General features: G+C 38.0%; 15 protein-coding genes. 10 read left to right on the forward strand and 5 right to left on the reverse strand.

Going from position 1 to position 20,018, the window contains the following annotated elements:
• Positions 1–364 precede the first annotated feature (364 nt).
• A complete protein-coding gene (locus IE222_RS18040; RefSeq protein ID WP_191275216.1) occupies positions 365–937 on the reverse strand; it encodes a nucleotidyltransferase family protein in 573 nt (190 codons plus the stop codon).
• 203 nt (positions 938–1,140) lie between these two features.
• The gene (locus IE222_RS18045) at positions 1,141–1,656 is read right to left on the reverse strand and encodes a YusW family protein (RefSeq protein ID WP_191275218.1); all 516 of its coding nucleotides are present in this window, start codon (positions 1,654–1,656) and stop codon (positions 1,141–1,143) included.
• Positions 1,657–1,977: 321 nt separating this feature from the next.
• Here IE222_RS18045 and IE222_RS18050 point away from each other — a divergent pair, with 321 nt between their 5' ends.
• The 7 genes from IE222_RS18050 to IE222_RS18080 all read left to right on the forward strand — a co-directional run bounded on the left by IE222_RS18050 (position 1,978) and on the right by IE222_RS18080 (position 9,123).
• Positions 1,978–2,775, forward strand: coding sequence for an HAD family hydrolase (locus IE222_RS18050; protein WP_191275235.1), 798 nt, complete (start codon positions 1,978–1,980; stop codon positions 2,773–2,775).
• A gap of 337 nt (positions 2,776–3,112) precedes the next feature.
• Positions 3,113–3,766, forward strand: coding sequence for a bifunctional 4-hydroxy-2-oxoglutarate aldolase/2-dehydro-3-deoxy-phosphogluconate aldolase (locus IE222_RS18055; protein WP_191275328.1), 654 nt, complete (start codon positions 3,113–3,115; stop codon positions 3,764–3,766).
• Positions 3,763–4,767 carry a sugar kinase gene (locus tag IE222_RS18060; protein WP_191275236.1) on the forward strand — a complete coding sequence of 335 codons (1,005 nt, stop codon included), beginning with the start codon at positions 3,763–3,765 and terminating at the stop codon, positions 4,765–4,767. The genes IE222_RS18055 and IE222_RS18060 overlap by 4 nt, the downstream gene beginning before the upstream one ends.
• A 15-nt stretch (positions 4,768–4,782) precedes the next feature.
• Positions 4,783–5,613 (forward strand): 5-dehydro-4-deoxy-D-glucuronate isomerase, encoded by an 831-nt coding sequence (gene kduI, locus IE222_RS18065; protein WP_191275237.1) that lies wholly within the window; start codon positions 4,783–4,785, stop codon positions 5,611–5,613.
• Between the two features lie 73 nt (positions 5,614–5,686).
• On the forward strand, positions 5,687–6,469 hold the full coding sequence (kduD, locus tag IE222_RS18070) for a 2-dehydro-3-deoxy-D-gluconate 5-dehydrogenase KduD (RefSeq protein ID WP_191275238.1): 783 nt from the start codon (positions 5,687–5,689) through the stop codon (positions 6,467–6,469).
• Positions 6,470–6,546: 77 nt separating this feature from the next.
• Positions 6,547–8,259, forward strand: coding sequence for a hypothetical protein (locus tag IE222_RS18075; RefSeq protein WP_191275239.1), 1,713 nt, complete (start codon positions 6,547–6,549; stop codon positions 8,257–8,259).
• Between the two features lie 81 nt (positions 8,260–8,340).
• Positions 8,341–9,123, forward strand: a complete 783-nt coding sequence (locus IE222_RS18080) for an IclR family transcriptional regulator (protein ID WP_191275241.1) — start codon at positions 8,341–8,343, stop codon at positions 9,121–9,123.
• A gap of 131 nt (positions 9,124–9,254) precedes the next feature.
• Here IE222_RS18080 and IE222_RS18085 read toward each other — a convergent pair whose 3' ends face one another.
• The 3 genes from IE222_RS18085 to IE222_RS18095 all read right to left on the reverse strand — a co-directional run bounded on the left by IE222_RS18085 (position 9,255) and on the right by IE222_RS18095 (position 15,108).
• On the reverse strand, positions 9,255–9,974 hold the full coding sequence (locus tag IE222_RS18085; protein ID WP_191275243.1) for a GntR family transcriptional regulator: 720 nt from the start codon (positions 9,972–9,974) through the stop codon (positions 9,255–9,257).
• A gap of 159 nt (positions 9,975–10,133) precedes the next feature.
• Positions 10,134–12,593, reverse strand: coding sequence for a M60 family metallopeptidase (locus IE222_RS18090; RefSeq protein ID WP_191275245.1), 2,460 nt, complete (start codon positions 12,591–12,593; stop codon positions 10,134–10,136).
• An 85-nt stretch (positions 12,594–12,678) separates the two neighbouring features.
• Positions 12,679–15,108 carry a M60 family metallopeptidase gene (locus IE222_RS18095; protein ID WP_191275247.1) on the reverse strand — a complete coding sequence of 810 codons (2,430 nt, stop codon included), beginning with the start codon at positions 15,106–15,108 and terminating at the stop codon, positions 12,679–12,681.
• 416 nt (positions 15,109–15,524) lie between these two features.
• Here IE222_RS18095 and IE222_RS18100 point away from each other — a divergent pair, with 416 nt between their 5' ends.
• The 3 genes from IE222_RS18100 to IE222_RS18110 all read left to right on the forward strand — a co-directional run bounded on the left by IE222_RS18100 (position 15,525) and on the right by IE222_RS18110 (position 19,980).
• Positions 15,525–17,795: a helix-turn-helix transcriptional regulator gene (locus IE222_RS18100; protein ID WP_191275249.1), complete on the forward strand. Its 2,271-nt coding sequence runs from the start codon at positions 15,525–15,527 to the stop codon at positions 17,793–17,795.
• Between the two features lie 326 nt (positions 17,796–18,121).
• Positions 18,122–19,099: an ABC transporter permease gene (locus IE222_RS18105; RefSeq protein ID WP_223282790.1), complete on the forward strand. Its 978-nt coding sequence runs from the start codon at positions 18,122–18,124 to the stop codon at positions 19,097–19,099.
• A gap of 8 nt (positions 19,100–19,107) precedes the next feature.
• Entirely contained in the window at positions 19,108–19,980 is an 873-nt protein-coding gene (locus tag IE222_RS18110) for a carbohydrate ABC transporter permease (protein ID WP_191275329.1), read from the forward strand.
• The last annotated feature ends 38 nt before the right edge of the window (positions 19,981–20,018 follow it).

Here is a 20,018-nt window from a genome sequence, read left to right on the forward strand (position 1 = left end):
AATCAACTAAGAAATCAAAAAGCTGTCTCATAGAAAGAGTCTATGGGACAGAACCAGCAAAGGAATAGCAAAACCTGTCTCATAGAAAGGTTCTATGGGACAAAACCAGCAGTGGGATCGGCAAACCTGTCCCATAGGAGGAGTCTATGGGACAAAACCAGCTGAGGAATAGCAAAACCTGTCTCATAGAAAGGTTCTATGGGACAAAACCAGCAGTGGGATCGGCAAAACTGTCCCATAGGAGGAGTCTATGGGACAGAACCAGCTGAGGAATAGCAAAACCTGTCTCATAGAAAGAGTCTATGGGACAGAATAAGCTAAGGAATAGCAAAACCTGTCTCATAGGAAGGTTCTATGAAGGAGTTTAATAGAAACTTTTAATATGGTGGATTTTTAATTCCCCCCAGATTGATTTCCAATTCTTATTTGTTATGCGGTCCTCATATATTTTTATTCGATCTTTAGTTTCGACAAAAAAAGGAGTCGGTTTTACCTCCAGATTAACAACATCATGAATTCCCCATGGGGCTGTAAGTAGGATATTGTCTTCTTCACCTAATTTAACACCTAAAGCTGTTGCGGTTTCCGGAAATTTGGATATGGCGTCAACAGAAGATGTATAAGGGGGAATACTATTTTTAATATGCATTCGTGCTTCGTTTTTAACCGACCAGGGAATATAAGGGTTAAGGGTTTTAAGTTTTTTCTCTAGTTTCTTTTCCTCTAATTCCTCCGTGTTTGCCGGGTCAAAATAGATGACATCAATATCTGGTATAGGGGTTCTCTCGCTGAAATGATGTAACGTATCCCATATTTTTGCTCGAACAAAACCAGCACAAACCCAGCAGTCAGGCAAATTCAATGATTTTACTGCCTTCAATATTTCCATCATCCATATATCTTCGTTTATAAGCGCTATAATTTTTTTCTCATTCATTTCCTTTAGAAATTGCCCCTTATGCCATTAGTTAATATTACTATTTCTCATTTTATACTAATCTGGGGTTAGAATGTTAAATCCTCCTGGATTGTTTCTAAAAAGACTGCCACAGCAATATGGAATTATGTTTTTAGTTCATTATGGGAAGGTCAGAGTTAAAAAAAATACAACCAAGGAACTTTTCCTCGGCTGTATTTTTTTTAATCCACATATCTCATTTTAGTGCCATCATTGAAGATGATTTCCAACTCAAATTTAGTATAGTTTGCAGGAAGGTCAAATGACTGTAGAATTTGATCAATAGCATCCTTTTTGTTCGTGCCTTTAGAAAAAGTCAGTTTTTCAACTTTTGGATAAATACTGTCGAATGCAGCTTTTCCCCTCAGTTGTTTATTATTCAGATCATCATCAACTTCCCCTCCAATAAAACCTGAGTTGTCGTGATTGATCTCAGCTTCATACTCTTTTTGCTCCGCGTAAGATACCTCTAAATCAATTTCACTGAAATCTAATTTTTCCATTTGCGACTTCATTTTATATTGATCGTGTGTATTTTGAAGATGATTGGAATTATTTCTATTGGTGGTTTTAACAATATCATTCTGTGCAATATTATTTCGATCTGTATTATTATCTGTTTCAGTTGTTCGCCCGCCACAAGCGGTTAATAGGGCGATACAAAATACAGATAAGAAGATCAATAAAATTCGGTTCATTTCACTTTGCCTCCATCCCGAGTAACAGTAAATGAGAATGCATGTCTCTTATGTATTGGAACGCCGCCAAGTATTGTTTAACTTCAATATCCTTACCTTCTGGTTGCTCATTCGGCATCGTCTTGACTCCTTAGCAATCTGCCTATTAAGAGGATGTCCAAAATCCCGGGAAAAATGACTCAAAAATAATAATAAACACAACTAAATGTTAGATGGATCATTGCTTGCTAATAAACTTTATTTAATCTGCACACAGAGTTTACATGGCTTTTACATTCCGGTGATATGATTGGGTTATCAACGAATGGGGAGGCAGTATAAATGAACGTGCGTGCAGTATTTATTGATATGGATGGTACACTTTTAAAAGCCTCAAACACTATTTCAAGCCGAAATATGGAAGCCATTTATGGGCTTATTCATCAGGGGGTTCAGGTTTTTCTGGCTACTGGCCGGCACTATGAAGTAACCGTTCCCTACCATAAAGAACTTGAATTACAAACCCCAATGATCTGTTTAAATGGTGCCTCTATTCATGATGCAGTGACAGGAAAAGCTATGCAAATGACAACCGTTCGAGTGAACGAAGAACGATTCCACCATCTAACCGCTGAAATTCCATGTAATGTTATGATCCATACAGCAACCGGACTATATTGTAAGCAAACAAATGAAGAAATCGATTATTGGACAAATGTTGGGCAAATTCCGCCCCGGTATATTGGAGATTTAAGACGTGCAACTTACCAGGATGTTCTAAAATATAGTGTTCGAACAGGTGCACCAAGTCCTGAGTTTTCAGCTTTATTTGAAAAGGAAGCAGAGGTCATCAATTGGAATGACGGGTTTGAATTAGTTGCTCCCAATGTGTCTAAATGGTCTGCGATAAAAACCTTACTTCGTGAGTATGGAATCAGTCCAAATGAAGTAGCAGCTATTGGAGATGGACCTAATGATTTAGAGATGCTACGTCATGCCGGTACTGGTGTGGCAATGGGGAACGCGAGCGACATGGTTAAAGCAGCAGCTGATTTTGTGACGGGACACCATGAACATGATGGATTAGCCGAGTTTATAGAACGTTATCTCCTTAAATCGTTTGTATCATATGTGATTTAGGGAAAGTTAATTATTAAATCGTATTCTAAACTTAGGATTAAATTGAAACTCGTAGACAATTGTGGAATAAGCATATGAACTGTTTCCAAACCAACAAAAACTGAAAGTTTCTAAACAATAAGTTGAGAAATTAGACCTTTTTAAAATATCCTTAACGCTGTAAATCCGTGTTTTGCCGGAGGTACCCGTTTACAGTTTACGAACAGTACTTAGCACTGTTCGTTTTTAATTTTCCAAAACTTTTATTGAAAAACCTATATAGGTCAACTATAATAAATATAAATTTCCAAATAAAAAATTCGATTTCCTATTTGGAAATCAAAAGGAGGGGAATACAATTAAAAAGGCGAATACTTTAGTCAAACTTGAAAAAAGCGGTGTGATTGCGGTATTACGTGCTGAATCAAAAGAAATGGCACTTAGAACCATTGATGCAGTTGTTCAAGGAGGCATAACGGGGTTAGAAATAACATTTACCATTCCTGATGCCGAATCAGTAATTAAAGAAACCGTTTCTGCCTATCAGAATAATTCCGATATCGTCATAGGGGCAGGGACTGTTCTTGATGTGATAACGGCAAGAATTGCTATTATGTCTGGAGCAGAGTTTATTGTTAGCCCAGCTTTTGACCAAGATATCGCAGAGTTATGTAATCTATATCAGGTGCCATATCTTCCTGGTTGTATGACAGTCACGGAGATGACAGCTGCCCTTCGTTCTGGAGTAGATATTATTAAGCTTTTTCCTTCTAATCATTTTGAACCCGGTTTTATTAATGCGATTAAAGCACCGCTGCCTCAGGTGAATATCATGCCAACAGGCGGTATTAATCTGGACAATATAGAGCAGTGGGTTACCGCGGGCAGTGTTGCTGTTGGGGTAGGGGGCAGTTTGTTCGCACCAGCAAAACATGGGAATTACACGAAGGTAACACAAATAGCAAAAGAATATATCGATAAATTCAATGAAATAAAGATGGTGTGTCAATGAGCAGCATACTTACCTTTGGAGAAATAATGTTAAGGTTATCGACCTACAACGGAACCCACTTAAGTGATTCGATCAATTTTCAGGCTCATTATGGGGGTGCTGAAGCAAATGTTGCAATTAATCTAGCAAATTTAGGGCATAATGTAACATTTGCAAGTAAGGTACCGGATAATGCCTTAGGACTGGCGGCGAAAAAACATCTGCAAAAATATGGTGTTAGCACGAAAGAATTACTTTTCGGAGGTCCGCGTCTAGGGACCTATTACCTCGATTTTGGGACTGGTGAACGTCCTTCATCCGTTACCTACGATCGCGCATACTCAAGCTTTGCTTCGCTGCAAACGATAGAGTGGGATCTTGACCAATTATTTGAAAACGTATCTATCTTTCATCTATCAGGAATTACCCCAGCCCTTTCAGAGACCTTAGCAGAAATGACACTGACAATGGTGAAAGAGGCAAAAAAAAGGAATATAAAGATAAGCTTTGATATTAATTATCGTTCAAAACTATGGCATCCTGAACAAGCCTCCAATGCCATTGGAAAAATTTTACCGTTTGTAGATTATTGTTCAGCGGGGAAATTGGACGCGATATATTTGCTGGGGATTCCAGAGCAGCAAACGAGCGAATCAAATCTAGATTATTATTATCAAAAAATGCATAAAAAATATAGTAATATTCAAGTTTTTTATTCTACTATCCGTGAAGTTATATCAACGACTTCAAATAATTTACAAGGAACACTATGGCAAGATGGAAAAACCTATGTTTCTAAAGTTCATCACCTTCATCCGATTGTGGATCGCGTTGGCGGAGGAGACGCGTTTGCGGCGGGAATACTACATGGCTTAGCCACAGGTGCAGATCCAACCTATAATGTATCCTTTGCAACTGCCAGCTCAAGTTTAAAGCATACGGTTTTTGGTGATTGCAATCCATTTACAGTAAAAGAAGTAGAAAATATGCTAGACAATGTTTCTGCCAAAATTAATCGATAAAGAGGAGAGATAATAATGGAAACTCGTTATACACACAGTCCAGAAGATATTCGTCACTATTCAACAGAACAATTGCGCAAAGAGTTTTTAGTAGAGAAAAATTTCGTTCCAGGAGAAGTGATTTTAACTTATACACATAACGACCGCATGATTTTTGGCGGGGTGACACCAACAGATAAACCTTTAACCATTGAACTTTCAACTGAACTAGGGGTTTCATACTTCTTAGAACGCCGTGAGCTAGGGGTAATCAATATTGGCGGATCTGGTTCCATCATCATCGAGGGAACAGAAGACTCAATGAAAAAACAAGACGGCTATTACATAGGTAAAGAAACAGGAGAAATCCAATTTAAATCAGATGATCCAGCGAATCCAGCTAAATTTTATGTTGTATCTGTACCAGCTCATCATAAGTATCCAAATGTCAAAATCAGCATTGATAAAATTGAACCTAAAGTAACGGGGGAATCCTCAACCCTAAATCATCGATCCATCTATCAGTATATTCACCCGAATGTATGTGAAAGCTGCCAGCTTCAAATGGGCTATACGATTCTTTCACCTGGAAGTGCTTGGAATACAATGCCATGCCATACCCATGAACGCCGTATGGAAACGTATCTTTATTTTGATATGAAGGAAGATACGCGTGTGTTCCATTTCATGGGCAGACCTGATGAAACAAAACATCTTGTCGTAGCGAATGAACAAGCTTGTATTTCACCCAGCTGGTCAATTCATTCAGGGGTAGGTTCAAGTGATTATACTTTTATTTGGGCAATGTGCGGAGAAAACATTACATATGAAGATATGGACAATGTTCGAATGCAAGATTTGAAGTAAATTTTACTCTTCCAATATAGTTGCTTCTTTTGAAAAGTAAATTACTTAATAATCAGAAATGGAGGAATGAAGCATGACGCATGAGTTACAACAATTTTCATTAGATTATTTCAAACTGGATGGCAAAGTAGCGATCGTGACAGGCGGAAGTACGGGTCTTGGCCAAGGCTTTGCGGTTGCACTTGCAAAAGCAGGCGCAGATTTGTTTATTACTACTCATAGCAGCGGATCAGAAGAGACAAAAAGGCTTATTGAGGCAGAAGGCCGCCGCGTAGAATTTTTCCAAGGGGATTTATCAAACCGTGAAACGATTAAAGCGGTTGCAGCAAAATGTTTAGAGGTATATGGGAAAATTGATATTCTAGTGAACAATGCAGGAACTATTCGCCGCTCGCCATTAGTGGAGTATAAAGAAGAAGACTGGGATGCAGTTATCAATCTTAACTTGAATTCTGTTTACTTACTAAGCCAAGAAGTAGCAAAGGTAATGGTAGAACAAAAGAGCGGTAAAATTATTAATATTGCTTCTATGCTTTCATTTCAAGGCGGAAAATTTGTCCCATCCTATACAGCTAGTAAGCATGCTGTAGCGGGATTAACCAAATCATTTGCCAATGAATTGGCCGTTCATGGGGTACAAACGAATGCTATTGCTCCGGGATATGTAGAAACAAATAATACAGCTCCAATCCTTGAAGATAACAAGCGCAAAGCTGAAATTACTTCACGTATTCCTGCTGAACGCTGGGCAACTCCTGCAGATTTACAAGGCGTTGTTGTCTTCCTTGCAAGTAAAGCATCTGATTATATGAATGGGGCAATTGTACCCGTAGATGGCGGCTGGTTAGTACGGTAATCATTAATAATCATAGAATAAATCATAAGAATATAGCTGAATTTTTAGCTATATTCTTTTTTTAGGAGTGGATAAGGATGCTTAATTCAACTATTACGGTTAATAGTCGAAGAAAAGAGATTGTAGAATTGGCAGCTAATAAAGCTTTAGAACTTACTTTATTGCCAAGTGGATTCTGGTTTCATCAAGATATACGAGATAATTTTTATTACGCAATTCATTTATTTGCCTATTGTACAGACAAAGAATTTGAATGTAGCTGGAATGTAGAGCAATGTAAGAAGGGGAAAGAGATTGCTCTTGATATGATTATGAGAGTATTATTGCTGCAGGAGAAGAATCCACAAGATTCAATGTATGGACATTGGCCATTAAATTTAGGCAGCAATCCAGCCGCAGCAAAGCCTCATCCACTTCCGGTAGAATTAATGGGATGTTTGCTTATATTATTCCATAACAAATATCAAACCGAATTACCGAGGGAAGTAAATCATTACTGCAGTCAGGCTATTTTGAATATATATAAAAGCAATGTTTACCGGCAGCCATTGAAACATATGAATCATCATGAGTCCAAGCATACTTCTCTTAAACTATTACTTGGCCATCTATTTAATGATCTTAAGCTTCTAGAAGAGGGATTGCAGTCGGCAAATTATATGTTACAACATATTAAGCAATTCGGATTCAAGGAATATGGAGCTCTTCCCTGGTATTTCCATTGGATTCAATCTTTTACCTGTGTTTGGGAGGTTGTAGAACATTCAGAAGTGCGTACCGCAATGAATGATTTGCTTGAACACTTATGGAAGTTGCGGGCAGACTATTATTTGAAAGGTACATGGGCTGGCCCCCATTCACGCCAGTGGCCTCACGATGCACCGAAGGATAAAAATACACTATTGGATTATATTCAATTTGGTGATTTTCCTTTGCCAAATGAAATTGTTAGATTAGAAGGTTCGGCACTATTTACGTATAAAGTTGCTGATGAAATTGTGCAGGATTCGGTCAACAGAACTAAACCAGAGGAAATCATGCGTAAAATTCAATTCGCAAACGTTGATGGAAATGTGGAAAAAGAAGTTCATACGTATGTATATATAGAACCTGATTTTGCTGTTGGCGGTATTTATGAACGAGTAAATGAATTTGACAATGAACAACATCGCTGGGATATCACATTGCCGTTAACAGAAGGTACAGCTAACAGTGTGAACCAAGCATTTTTCTTCCATCCAGGTGAGAAATACATTTTGGGGGATGAACGGCATGAAAGTTCTTTTGGGGAAGTAATGTTTTACAAAAATATGGTTATGCAATTATGGCCTGTCCCTGAAGGAGATCAAGAGGTTTTTCCAAGTATTGCAGGCTGTCTTCCTAAAGGAGAATGGATATTTGAGGATGTATCTGGATACGGAAGGGCAGGCGACAGTTATATAACTTTTCAACTTATGAACAAATATAATATAGAAGAAAGAAAAGATCGGCATTCAATTACAAGCCAGTTTACATCAGGGTGGAACGGGGTAATCATGGAGGCAGTATCATGCAAAAACGCTCTGAGTCTAGGTATTGTAAGTTTAGATGCATTTATTTTGGCAATGAAAGAAAAGAATCAAGCATGCTTTTCTCATGCCTGTTCTTTAACTGATTCTACGGATAAACTAACTGCTGTCTATACAACTTTGTGTAATGATGTAATTGAATTCAGTGTGGATCGTCTAGGGAATATTGAACGGCTAATTAACGGTGGTAAGCATTCTTTTAGTGGTTACAAGATTAAGTAATTGGACTAGTATTTGCTTCCATTTATTTGCGTTACTAATCACTGTATAATAAAGAGTAACTTTCTGAAAGAAGGTATGTGGATGGAGAAAGAAAAACAGCCATATGGAACGGTTCTTATTAAAGCTTCCAGTATTCTGGACTTTTTAGCCGCTAAAAAAGGACCTCAGGCATTGAATACGATAGCACAGGAAACCGGGTTGACAAGCTCAACTGCCCTAAAGATATTAGATACACTTCTGTTAATTGGATATGTGAAAAAGCATCATGAGACGAAAAAATTCGAACTTGGAAGTGGTTTAATTAAATATGCTAATCAGTATCTTGCCAATCTCGATATTTCCAAAATATCGTATCCATATTTAAAAGAAATGCAAATTCAATTGGATGAAACGGTTCATTTAGGTATTCTTGAAGGCGATGAGATTCTAACTGTGAATAAATTAGAATCGCAAAAATCTATCGTTTGTCTGAATTCAAGAATTGGATTAACGAAACCACTTTATTGTTCGGCTATGGGCAAAGCGGTTTTGGCTGAATTACCAGAAAATCAGGTAATCGATTATTTGAACCGTGTGGAACTAAAGGCAATTACCGAAAACACGATTACAAATCCCGAGGTCCTATTAAAGCAATTACAGGATATAAAAAGAAACGGTTATGCGATAGATGATAATGAAGCAGAGAAGGATGTGTATTGTTTAGGGGTTTCCCTTTATTTGAATGAACAAACCTACGGAGCCTTTAGTGTAAGTGTTCCTTCTTATCGAATCACGCCTTTAGTAGAAGCTGACATGGTTAAGCATCTATTGAAAACAAAGGAATATATTTTACGTGAATTACAGCAAAAGTATGTTTTTATTTAAGAATGCAGGGAGGGTTCTCCTGCTTCATTTCATGAAGCAGGAGAACCCATTCAGCAGCAAGAGCTAACTCCTTTTAAATGTGTTCCTCTTGAAGAATAAGGAGTTCTTTCGTTTATGAAAACACTAAATAATTATTTTAACTCTACAGTATATGAAAACTTATCACCCCTAGCAATAGAAGCAGTATATTCAATAATGGTATCGTGTTCATAGGTTATACGCTCAAACATGAGGCTGGGGGTATTTTCAATTATTTGAAGATATTCAGCTTCAATCGTTCGTGTGGATACAGCTTTGAACGTTTCCGTCGCCTTGGTAATTGTTACATTATACAATTCATGAAAAACTTCATACATTGGCGTATTTTCTAACTGATTTTTTGTTAAATTGTCAAATCGAGAGACTGGGAGATAAGTGGTTTCATAAAGCATTGGTTCATCATCTGCTAATCGCAGTCTTGTTAATTTAAATACATCTGAATCTTCTGATAAATTCATTTTTTTTGCAATGTGAGCCTCACAAATAATCTGTTCAAAGGAAAGTATTTTGGTAGAGGGTTCTTTTTCTGCTTTCTTCATTTCTTCGGTAAAACTATAAAATTGGATAAGGCTTTGATTATATTTTTTTGGAGAGACAAAGCTTCCCTTCCCATGTACTTTATAAATATATCCATCACGTTCTAAAGATTGCATGGTTTGACGAACGGTTGTACGGCTGACACTATATAATTCACAGAGTTCTCTTTCCGATGGCAGCTTTTCATTCTCCTTCAGTTCTCCAAGTTCAATCTTTTCGAGGATGGTATCCATCAATTGAAAATATAGGGGTAATCGCGGATCTTTCATAATCATATATTACTCCTTATTCAGTTAATTAAATCTCTTTCGAATACACTAATTATACATTGAATGACTTAAGTATGCCATCTCACCCTAGGAAGTCACAAAAATGAAAGAGCAATGTTTTAAAAATAAACATTGCTCTTTTTGGCAAATGTGTTGATTTAAATATTATTTTTTCTCTTCTCTTACTAGCCAGATTTCAGTCTTAGGCTTAGGCAGATGTAACGATTCTATTAGGGATAGAGTATCCTCCGAACAGTAAATCCCCCATTTAGAAAAGTATTCTACAAGGTTTTCTCCTGCTATTTTGGAGGAAATTGTCACAAAAGTATCGATCATTTGCTGATTTGTTGCTGGGAGCTGATCATCCGGCATCTCTCTATAAGTTGTAAAGATGCTCGTATAAAAATCCCAGCCATAAACCATTCTAAGCTGCTGGAACATGACGAGTCTTTCAAAGTCTCCTAATTGCTTGTAAAGCTTCTTAGGATTCGTATCCATGACAAATTCCAAAGCCCTGTCATATGAGTCTTTTCCATTGGTTGCATCCAATAGACGAGAGGGGTTATTGAATTTTTCTTGTGTAAGAAGGGAGAAAAGATTGACGGTTACTTCTCCAAGATCTCCCCATGTCCACGGAGCCTGCTGATACTCATGTCCGATTTCATGCCAGAATCCCCAAGCATTATTTTTGATATATGCTTCATTAAGGATGGAAGCCGCATAATTTGTGGAACCATATTCAATGGGTACCATGATAGGATTTCCAGCATGCATTAATCCGCCTTTAATTTGTTTATCCAGAACAATACGGAAGGGGATCGGATATCTTTTATGTGGCATTTCCTTTTGTGTATCCAGCCCTGCGAGACGGTCATAATCAGTAATGATATCATCCCATAATGACATGATGCGCCTGGGATCTTCCAGTTCCAATAAGTATTCAGATGGGAGGGTTATAATGAGCTTTTCTCCTTTTATTTCACCGAACGGGGCAGTGGCTCCGCTAGCCATTATTTTTTGCCATTCTTGTTCGGTTGTCTTCCCAATTTCATAGTACGGTGCTTCGATGGCACCGCTTATTGAAAAATCCGCTTGCTGATCGGGAGTTTTGGTCATCATCGGAATAAAATAAATTAAACCGCCGTATGGGCTGCTGATCACGTTGGTTCCTGGAGTGAGCTTTTTAAAATGAACAATGTTCGGCACCCTTTTCCACTCTGACAGTCCATTTAATTCATCATCATGTGAGCCAATTTGGACACTAACATTTTCAACACCTTTGGGGACTATAATGGTTATGTCTTTTCCTGGTGGTGCATACAATCCAGTGCTAATCCAGTTCTTGCTTGGTAATGCACGAGTGTACATAAGGTCAGGGTTTCCAAGATTAATAGATATCTTTTTGTTCTGAACAGGTTGTGCTGTTTCTGACACCTTTCCTGGAAATTCATCAGCATAAGGTGACTTTTCATTTCCTGCATCAATAGTGAAATGAGTAAATTGGAAGTTTAATAAAGAATTACGATAGGGCATTTCCGCTTTTTTAATAGGAAACTGAACTTTACCGTATGTGGCCGCTTCCTTAACTGCCCAATCATACAGGGGAGAATCTGGTGTTATGGTTTCCAGGGTCTCCATTAAGACACTTAATAAAAGGCTTTTCTTTTTTTCGTTATCAGTACCGGCAGGCCCAAGGTTAATATCTTCATAGCCTAAAACTCCATCCTCAATTTTCTTTCCTTGTATTAATCTGTTTAAAAAGTGATTTTCCTTAATGGTATCTGCAGTCATATGATTGATTGTTCCTGAAGTATTGGTTTTCATATTAAGCAGGGATAAACCAGTCCTATTTAACAGATTCTGGACAGGGTAATGCTCGCTGATACGAATTCCTCTCCAGTTTCCGAGCTGGGCTCTTTTTTCTACAGGTGTATTTCTTGTAATTCCCTCTAAATCACCGCCGTTTATGGTGGCAATAATATTGCCGCCTTGATTTAGATATTTTTTAAGAATTGGAACTTCATTCTCTTTAACTGATTCATCGATCAAAGCAACTGTATATTTATTGGGGTTTAACGTGCTTCTGTCCCATTTGTCTACTTTAACAACATCAATAGGAAGCGAAGGGTCAACCGTTAATTTCTCCGAAGTAGTGACGATTCGCAATGTCTTTTTGTTAGTTAAGGCTTCTTCGTATCTTCCGGTATATTTTGCTCCCATACCATTATTCATAACAGATTCCTCGGTTAACCACATTAGTATATTGCGGGAGAGCAAGCTTAGCGGCTCCTTATTATTTTGCAATGAAAAATATCTTTGATCACCTGCTAAAACAATCCTTCCATTCCCGTAGCGGGATGCTGCCATATTGGAGATTGCATCTGGGACAATAATAGGAAATGCTTCTTCACCAATTGCAGCTACACCACCGCTCCCAGAAACAATAGGGATACCATTTAAATCTTTTATGAAAAAGTTATAGTCTTTCTCGATTGAATCAGCTGGGGCCACATTTGTCTGGATTGAAGATTGAACCTCTGCAGCGCCTGATGCAGGAATAGCTGCCGTTGCTAAGAAGAGAAGGGATATGCTTGAATACATAATTTTCTTGAATTGAGGTATCATTTTTTTCACCACTTTCATTTTATTTCACATACGCAGTCCGAAAGGCTAAGCAATCGACACTGCGTATGAAATGGTAGATTATTGGTTATTCGTATTCTCTTAAAGTCTCAACGGCAGCCTCAGGTTCTGGGAGATTTAGAGCATTCACCTTTTGAATCCCTTCCTCTGTAATGCTCCATCCCCACTTCTGGTAAAAAGAAACAAGGTTGTTGCCGGCTATTTTTGAAGTCATATATAGAAGCATATCTTTCTTCTGCTGGTCCGTTGTTGGAAGCGTACTGCTATCAAGCTCACGATAGGCTAGATGCAGTTTTGTATAGAAGTCCCAGCCATAAGCTAATTGAAGCTGTTTAAAGAATACCAGCTGATCCATCCCATCCAGGTCTGTAAATTTCTTCGAAGAGGAAGGATTGGCAATAAATTCAAAGGCTCTGTCATAATGGGATTTCCCATCTGGACTTTTTTGGAGAAGCCTTTGAACTTCCGTAAATTTTTCCTGTATAAAAAGGGTATAGATGTTAACAGAGACCTCTGTAATGTCACCCCACTTCCAAGGATTTTGCTGGTATTCATGGCCCATTTCATGCCAAAAGCCCCATCCTCTTACCAATGCCAATTCCGGATCGACTACATGGGAAGCAGCCGGGTCAATTGGAATCATGATTGGGTAGCCTGCATGCATGTAGCCTGCACTAATCTGAACATCTGCCACATATCGGTGCGGTCTATCCGGGCTTCTATGAGGGACAGGCATTTCACGCGAAATGCCGACGAAAGTATTATAGCTGGCTGTTATGGTATCCCACTGTTCCATGAGTGCCGATGGATCCTTAATGGTTAATAACATTTCCTTTGGCAATGTAAAAATAACGTGCTCACCCACGAGTTCACCCCATGGGGCCGGATTGTTTTTAATATAATTGTGCCATTCCTCGTTTGATGTCTTTCCCTTTACAAAGGTTGGAGAGGCAACGCCTCCGCTTATATTTACATTTGCTTTGGTATTAGCCTTTGCTTTTTTAGGAATGAGATAGACAAGGCCGCCATAAGGGCTTTTTATTTGATTTGTTCCAGGCTCAAGCTTTTGCTGCAATGCGACCACCGGCATACGGCTCCAGGAAGGTTTTCCCGTTAACACATCTGTGTGGGAACCGACTTGAACATACAAATCCTCTGTTCCTTCCGGGACATCAATGGTGATCATGCCTCCTGCAGGGGCATAAAGACCTGTACTGATCCAGTTTCCAGGGGGATAGCCCATTCTTAAGTGGCTAAGATCCTCATAATCAAAATCGACCTGTATTTCTTTGTTATTGATCAAAGCTGCATCCTGTGGGACCGGACCTGGAAAATGGTCGGCATATGGGGATTTCTCCCCGTTCGGGTCTAAGCTTGCTTTGTTCACCTGAAAGGCTAAAAGGGCACTTGAATAGGGATAATCGCTCTTAATAAAAGGCCATGTCACGTTAAGCCGATTTATGTCAGATAGTACTTTTTGCTGAAGAGGATGGCCCTCTACTAATCCGGAAATGGTGCCACTGACAATTTGAGCAATAATTTCTTTCTTTTTAGTTGGTGTCGCTCCTTCGGGACCAATATCAAGGGTGTTGACATCTAGCGCCCCATTTTCAATCGCCTTGGCTTTGTCAATCAGTGATGGTACATAATAATTTTGTACTTTTTCATAGGAGAGAGGCGGCAGTGTTGCTGTCTTGGTGGTTGCTGTAATATTAGTTAATGATAGTCCGACTTCATTAAGGAATTTTTGAATACCGTAATCCGAAAGGTTTGGCTTACTGTTTTCATTCGCCATCCATTCTTTCGGATAACCTTCCATTACCCAGCCCTTTTCTCCAAAGATTACGGCTCCACCCTGCTTCACATATTTAAGCAATGTTTGAACTTCTTCATCTGATAGGGGCTGGTGAAAGTTGTTAACATAAACAACCTGGTGTTTTAATGGGTTTAAATGAATGGATAAGAAATTATCTACATGTTTTAGCTCTATAGGTAAATCGGGACTGATAGTGATTTCCCGATTTGTCACCATCGTAATTTCCCCTTTGCCATTTAAAGCATCCTCGTACGTTGAATGGACAGGTAGTCGGTGATCCTTTTCTGTCACCCATTTTAATATGTTACTTGAAACAGCTGTTTTTGTTGAATCCGTATTTGTAAAGTCAAAATACTCACTTAAACCTGCTGCCACTACTCTCCCCTTGCCAAATCTAGCCGCACCAAGAATTGGAACCGTTTCAGGGTTAATCGCAACGGCAAAAGCTCTCTCACTGATAGCGCTCACACCACCTGCATGAGAACTGGAATAAGTAGGGAATCCTTGTAAATCTTTATAAAACTGCGCAATATCGTTTTGTAACTGTTTCTGAGTCGACTCGCCCAATTCCTTTGCTTCCACTTTGCTTACTGCCTGTACATCAGTGTTGGCGAAGGGAATAATAGTGGGGCTAACAGCTAGACCACCGGCGAGCAGTACTGTAATCATCGTTTTTTTCACGTGAACTCTCCTTTTACTGGTTTAATATTGTAATGATGTCATTACCAGTTAGAGCGTAATAATGTGCTCAATATGAAAGTATGATAGGGGTGACCAAAAAAAGAAAATTCTGGTTAGTTTTTCTTAATGATGTTATGATATAATGACCAGTTACCTTAAATCATCACCCAGTCGTTAATGAAAAGCACCTTTGTATTTTTATGCCACACCCTCCTTTGACATTTTTGCAAGTGCTTTCACTGTAGATTAACTTAACATCATCGTAGATTGAAATCAATTCTAAATTTTCAAAAAATATAAAAATAGTAAATTCTTCCTGTCTTTCTTTAGGATATATTCTGTTGGTTTTTTTGAAAAGGCTACTTAATCAGGAATTTATTACTGTTCGTTACCTTAATTAGATTTAGGAGGTAAAAATGAAAAGGAGAAAGTTATTTTGGCAGATGCTGATGTACTTCGGTATAATTATTATTTTATTTTCTTCCGTTACAACCTTCCTTTTATATAAAGAGAGCAGTGAAGTTTACCAAAAGGAGCGCAGCCAGCATCAGAAAATATTGTTGGAGCAGGCCAAAAAAAGTATTGATACAAGAATCCAGGTAGCTTTTAATGCTCTGATGCAGCTGCAAAATAGCCAGGAATTTAAAGAGTACATTAGGCCAAATCACAAAGAAGCCTATTATTACCGAATGCTGCAATTGTTGAAACAGTTGAAAATTAATAATTCTGCATTTGCTAATTTTGAATATAGAACCGGGGTACTGAATCTTGCTGATAACGTAGTCGTTACACAAGATTCAACGGTAAACAAAGAAATGTTTTTTAAGGAATTAGGATTTTCTAAAAAGAATATTGCAGCATTGGAGGAATATGTACATAATTCAACTCCGCAATATGGCAATCATCAGGTCATGATCCTAGCGAACGAAAATAATAGTGATTATTTGACATTAATTAAAAAAGAAACAAATTTTAATAAGGTAGAAACATTATTCTTTATTTCCTTTTATGTAAAAGGTTTCTTTTCCTTTGTGGATGCAAAGGACAAGGAAGGCTTTTGCTTGGTAACAAAGGATGATATAAAATATTTGCAGACCGATTTAGATTCGGCCAAAGTGAAGGATATCCTAGATCCTAAGGAATTAGCTAAATTGGATGAGCTTAGTTTTGAGTCCGGCTCTGTCACGGCGGAAAATGCCAGGTACGATATTCATCTTACACAGTCTACTATTCTTAGTAATTTAAATTATGTTTATTTTTCACCAAAACCTGCTTCGATTGCAGCTATGAAAGCGGTATATCTTAAAGCCCTTGTAATTGGACTTTCGTTGTTATCAGCAGGAATACTATTAGCTGCTTATTTAGTGAATCGAACGTATCGGCCCATACAACATATTATTCATCATTTGTCCCAATATCAGAAGTATGATGGAAATGATGAACTTTCTTTTATAAAAAGTACGACAGATCAAATTAGCACAATGAATGAAAATTTGAAAGAGACCATCGAGCAAAATAAGCTATCGCTCAAACAGCAGTTCCTTCACGAATTGGTAGTGGGGCCGATGGGCCAGGAGGAGTTTTTAGAAAAATCAAAGAGCTTTTCCATAAAAGTTAAACAAAAAAATGTAAAGGTCATTATGATTGAGGTCGATTCCAACATTATTTTGCAGGAAAGTCTTTCTTATGAGGGGATTTTGACGGTAAAGCAGCAAATCTTAAGTATTCTTATTGAAGAAATTGAGCCTTTTTTTGCCTGTGAATTATTTGAATATGGTTATCAGAAAATCGTGCTAATCATACATCAGGAAGATACAGAGAAAGTTGTTTCAAAGCTGACTCTGCTATTTTCAAGTTTGAATGAAGAATTGGAGCTTAATATTATTTCAGCTGTCGGCCAGCCTGTAGCCGGGCTGGAGCAAATTTATCATTCATTTGAAAGTGCGTCGAAAATATTGGAGAGTAAATTTGCTTTAGAGAGGAATACGATCCTTTCATACGAAGATTTTAAATATTTGGACCAGACAAACTTTTATTTTCCATTAGAGGTCGAACGCAGTTTAATGCAGTTAGTTATCCAAGGAAACCGAGAAAAGGCAGAAAATATTCTAGATCGTGTTCTTGAAGAAAATTTGCATTCAAAGAAGCTGACAAAGAATGCACTTTCCCAATTTGTGTTTGCGATCAGAGGGACTATCAACCGTATATTGCAGGCGGCCAATAAAACATCGAAAGAGATTTTCGGGGATGAAATGTCCACTTTTCATTTTGAACTTCAGCAAATTAATGATAAAGATCAATTAGAAGAGAGAATCCGATGGATTTTTTCGGTGATGTTAATACAAATTAGTACAAAGGAAAGTAAGGAAGAAACGTCGGTTGCGACGAAATTTTTGAATTTTATTCAGCAAAACTATGAAAAGGATATATCCCTTCACGATCTTGCTGATGAATTTGGGTTGTCCTCCAGCTATATCAGTACCATTTTTAAAAATCACACTGGAGAAAATTATAAAGATTACTTGAATAAATATCGTATTTTAAAAGCGCAGGAGATTTTAGAAAATAGAGAGGTAAAAATAAAGGAATTGGCGGGGATGGTAGGATTCAACAACGTGAACACATTCATCCGTACATTTAAGAAATATGTAGGACTGCCGCCGGGACAATATGAAAAAAGCAGCTGACATTTTGGCGTGGATTGGATTTTAATATCCCATTCCATGCTTTTTTTATTTATTTACCGTTTTTCCGCGGTCATAATCTAAAAAAAGGGATATTCATTTTTTTAGATTATCTACAAAACTTTCAAAATAGGAGAAATCAAAACTGCTATAGGGGTGCAATATTCAAAATAAAATGAAAATTTGAATATAAACCGTAAAAAATGGTGATAGCAACCGTAGATATTGTTTTTTATGATGGAAACTAATAGAAAGAAGGAGGGAGAGTTAATTTGAACAAGAAAAGAAAGCGTATTCACTGACAATAAATGCAGGAAGGATGGTTGCAGTTGAATAGTCCATTGTCAGAAGTAAAAGAAACAATTGTTCCAGCAAAACGATCACACCTTGCAGTGAAGCTGCAGGCAGCAAAAACGATTATATGGCGCGACAAATACCTCTATTTAATGTTAATTCCATTTATTCTATGGTATTTAATTTTCGCCTACAAGCCGATGTACGGATTGCAAATTGCATTCAAAGATTATAGCTTATTTAAGGGAATCTCAGGAAGTCCCTGGGTCGGATTTGAAAATTTTGAACGTTTTTTTCGTAGTGAGTATTTTATCAGAAACTTAGTCAATACATTTATGATTAATTTGTGGGGGTTAATTTTTGCTTTCCCGGCACCGATTATTCTTGCTTTACTGTTAAATGAAGTAAAAAATGTGATGTTTAAAAAGACTGTACAGACGATTACGTATCTCCCTCACTTTATTTCGGTTGTTATTATCGCAGGGATTGTTACCAATTTTCTGGCGCCAACTAATGGGATTGTCAACATTATGATTGAAAAATTAGGGGGAGAAAAAATCAATTTTCTCGCGATGCCGGAATTTTTTCGTACTATTTATATTGGTTCGATGCAGATTTGGAAGGATGTAGGCTACAGTGCCATTATTTATTTGGCAGCCATTGCCGGCATCAATCCTGCCCTTTATGAGGCGGCAAAAATGGATGGGGCAAACAGGTGGAAACAAATGTGGCACATTACCCTGCCAGGAATGCTGCCGACAATTATGATTTTACTGATCTTAAATCTCGGCAGTTTTCTCGAAGTAGGCTATGAATCTATTATCCTATTATACCAGCCTGCCACTTATGAAACGGCTGATGTGATTAACACATATGTGTACCGGGCAGGTCTTCAAGGCGGAAACTATGAGGTAGGGGCAGCTGCCGGTCTGTTTAATTCGGTGGTAAGCTTGATATTAGTGGTTGTAGCCAACCGTCTAAGTAAAAAAATGACTAACATTGGATTATGGTAGGTGATGAGATGAGGCAATCCTATTCTGATAAACTATCTTCGGGCTTTATTGCAATAATCTTAATTTTGCTTTCAGTTGTCTGCCTGTATCCCTTTGTATACGTCCTTTCTGCTTCATTTAGTTCAGGGAATGCGGTCATCACGGGTGAAGTGGTACTGTTTCCAAAGGACATCACACTTGATTCCTATAAATCTATTTTAGCGAAAGAGGGGTTATGGCAGGCGTATGGCAATACTGTGTTCTATACGGTAGCCGGTACTGCATTTAGTATACTTTTGACCATTTGCGGAGCCTATCCCTTGTCGAAAAGCAGGCTCCGGGGCAGGACCTTTGTCGCCTTTTTTATCGCGTTTACTCTGTGGTTTGGTGCGGGGCTTATTCCGACTTACTTGAATTTTAAGGAATTGGGGTTATTGGACACAAGGACTAGCATCATTGTCGGATTTGCTGTTTCAGCCTTTCTGGTCATTCTCTTGAGAACCTTTTTCCAATCCATTCCTGATTCATTAGAGGAATCGGCTAAAATGGACGGTGCCAATGATTTGCAAATCCTTCGGTATATTTACCTGCCATTATCTAAACCAGCCCTAGTAACAGTGGGTCTTATTTATGCCGTTGGTAAATGGAACAGCTACTTTTGGGCGATGATTCTGTTAAAGGATGAAAATAAAATTCCCCTTCAGGTATTGCTGAAAAAAATGATTGTTGAAATGAGTTTAAATGAGGAACTGACAGGCTCGATGAATGCCGCAAATACGATGTCACAGGAAACATTTATTTATGCAACGATCATTGTGTCAATTTTGCCGATTGTGCTGGTTTATCCCTTCCTTCAGAAGTATTTTGTGAAAGGGACGATGATTGGCGGGATAAAAGAATAATTTTTTGATAATGCACTAAGAGTATAGCATCAAGTAGA

This window comes from Neobacillus kokaensis (genome assembly GCF_014656545.1).
GTDB lineage: Bacteria > Bacillota > Bacilli > Bacillales > Cytobacillaceae > Neobacillus > Neobacillus kokaensis.

Bases quoted from the DNA above. Each gene is read 5' to 3' on its own strand.
- IE222_RS18040 (WP_191275216.1), bottom strand. From the start codon at position 937: ATGAATGAGAAAAAAATTATAGCGCTTATAAACGAAGATATATGGATG.
- IE222_RS18045 (WP_191275218.1), bottom strand. From the start codon at position 1,656: ATGAACCGAATTTTATTGATCTTCTTATCTGTATTTTGTATCGCCCTA.
- IE222_RS18050 (WP_191275235.1), top strand. From the start codon at position 1,978: ATGAACGTGCGTGCAGTATTTATTGATATGGATGGTACACTTTTAAAA.
- IE222_RS18060 (WP_191275236.1), top strand. From the start codon at position 3,763: ATGAGCAGCATACTTACCTTTGGAGAAATAATGTTAAGGTTATCGACC.
- kduI (WP_191275237.1), top strand. From the start codon at position 4,783: ATGGAAACTCGTTATACACACAGTCCAGAAGATATTCGTCACTATTCA.
- kduD (WP_191275238.1), top strand. From the start codon at position 5,687: ATGACGCATGAGTTACAACAATTTTCATTAGATTATTTCAAACTGGAT.
- IE222_RS18075 (WP_191275239.1), top strand. From the start codon at position 6,547: ATGCTTAATTCAACTATTACGGTTAATAGTCGAAGAAAAGAGATTGTA.
- IE222_RS18080 (WP_191275241.1), top strand. From the start codon at position 8,341: ATGGAGAAAGAAAAACAGCCATATGGAACGGTTCTTATTAAAGCTTCC.
- IE222_RS18085 (WP_191275243.1), bottom strand. From the start codon at position 9,974: ATGATTATGAAAGATCCGCGATTACCCCTATATTTTCAATTGATGGAT.
- IE222_RS18090 (WP_191275245.1), bottom strand. From the start codon at position 12,593: ATGATACCTCAATTCAAGAAAATTATGTATTCAAGCATATCCCTTCTC.
- IE222_RS18100 (WP_191275249.1), top strand. From the start codon at position 15,525: ATGAAAAGGAGAAAGTTATTTTGGCAGATGCTGATGTACTTCGGTATA.
- IE222_RS18110 (WP_191275329.1), top strand. From the start codon at position 19,108: ATGAGGCAATCCTATTCTGATAAACTATCTTCGGGCTTTATTGCAATA.